The sequence below is a fragment of the Bradyrhizobium yuanmingense genome (assembly GCF_900094575.1).
Taxonomy (GTDB): Bacteria; Pseudomonadota; Alphaproteobacteria; order Rhizobiales; family Xanthobacteraceae; genus Bradyrhizobium; species Bradyrhizobium yuanmingense.
In genome coordinates this window covers 1-1,762 of sequence record NZ_FMAE01000089.1, presented here as the reverse complement: position 1 = coordinate 1,762, position 1,762 = coordinate 1, and the positions used below count along the sequence as shown (strand labels likewise).

Sequence of the window (1,762 nt, the reverse complement as noted above, 5' to 3'; positions counted from 1 at the left end):
CCTGCCAGCTGCGGCCTGCCCCGAGGTGTGTCCTGCTTTCTTCGCGGCCCGCAGCACCTGGTTGATGAAGCTCTTCGGCTTCGGCGCGCGGGTACTGCGGATGCGTCCAGGCCGAATACGCAGATCGCTGTCGCCCACGCTCACGGCAAGGCCTGCCAACGATCAAAATCGCACATGGTGCCGAAGACGCCTTTGATTCCATTGGTCAAAATGCAAAGCGCGGCACGCGCCCCGACTGACCGGCACGCCAGAACCCAAGCCATGCCAATGGCTTGCGGTTCGACCGGCGAGCCCCTTTTATCTCGCCTTCCTAATCGGGCATGCAAAGTCAATCCACGTCTACGCTTTTCTGCGACTTTCTGCACTTCAAACATCACGCACTCCTTGCAACAACAACGCACACACCTCACCAAAGCCGCGACCGCGGTTTGCATTCTCCAGGCGGGGTCCATGCGTTCCTTCGCGTTCAGCACTATGGCCGTCGCATGCTCTTCATCAGGTTCGTAAACAGGGCTGTCCAAGCAGTCTGGCGCTCTCATCACGTAGGACGGAAGCAGGCAAGAAATAGGGGACATTCCCCGTTTCGCGGCCCGCCAGGGGACGCTCACCGCGCGCGCGGATCTCTAATTGTTGCTCCTTCTCAGCATGCCGGCTGCAGCACCAGCGCTCATCCTCCGTGATCCAACAGAAGTTACTGCGCAGGCTTTAAGCGCAATCGTTGCGTGACCTTGGCACCGAAGCCGACGTGGAAGTCGGTCTCATTGACCCACATCCTGTGCAGAATGCTCGCAAGCTTGCGTGCAGCCGCGACGCCGCGCACAACATGCTCGACCGCTTGGCGATCCGCAGGCCCCAAGCCCGCAAGGCCGACCATTTCCTGACCCGCAGCAACAAGCTAGCGGCCGCCTCGCAGAGCGCTTAGCGAACTGCGACGTCGCCCTGTTTGGTAATTCGGCCTTCGAAGTCGATGGACGTTCCAGACTGGTGTCGCCTTGGCGTCAGACCAAAATGCGCGCCGACTGTCCGAGATCGCGCAAACCGGAGAGGGTCATCGACACCAACCTTGAACGAAAGAGCCGCAACGGGACCGACGCCGGGTACGGTCATCAGCCGACGACAAATCGTATCATGTTGGACCACCTGCAGGAGTACCTTATGCAATCGTTCGTAACCCTCGAAGATCGCTCGCCGTACGTCCAACATGGCCTCGATCATCACGGAGAATACCGGATCGCTGTGCTCGATGAGCTCGCGGACCTGCGCTTCGTATCCTCCGCGGCCGACCGCTCCAACCATCAGACCGTAAGCCCTCAGCGTGCCACGAATGTGGTTCTCGAGGTCGATCAGCTTGCGCTTGAGCAGCTTCCTGTTCGCCAGCAGCGAGCGCATTTTCTGCATCTCGATGTTCTTGACATGGACGGCGCGATACCAGCCCAGCCGCATCATCTGCGCGATGCCGCGCGCATCGTTGCGGTCGGTCTTATTGCGCATTGTCGAAAGCGAAACGCGCATATGGCGCGCTTCTACGACAATCATCGGAAGTCCAGCTGGTTGCAATTCGCGATACAGCCAGAAGCCTAGCGATGACGCCTCGACCCCCACTCTATCGAGGCGATCCGCGCAGCCCTCTACAGCGGAGCGGATCGCCTCTGGCTCCGTGCTGACCTTGACTTCGCGAACCGTGAGACCCTCGCCATCAACGATGCAAACGCTGGTTTCTTCAAGGCCGACGTCCAGTCCAACGTACAGTTTCATCGGAGCT

At 59.8% G+C, this 1,762-nt stretch carries 1 protein-coding gene and 1 pseudogene; both read right to left on the bottom strand.

Features of this window, described 5'->3' with window-relative positions; translation table 11 throughout:
* Positions 1 to 140: 140 nt before the first annotated feature.
* Positions 141 to 374 carry a hypothetical protein gene (locus GA0061099_RS40940; RefSeq protein WP_141379031.1) on the bottom strand — a complete coding sequence of 78 codons (234 nt, stop codon included), beginning with the start codon at positions 372 to 374 and terminating at the stop codon, positions 141 to 143.
* Between the two features lie 317 nt (positions 375 to 691).
* Positions 692 to 1,755, bottom strand: a pseudogene (locus GA0061099_RS39115) (IS110 family RNA-guided transposase).
* Positions 1,756 to 1,762: the final 7 nt, after the last annotated feature.

Coding starts and splice junctions, on each gene's coding strand:
- GA0061099_RS40940 (WP_141379031.1), bottom strand. CDS start 374: ATGTTTGAAGTGCAGAAAGTCGCAGAAAAGCGTAGACGTGGATTGACT.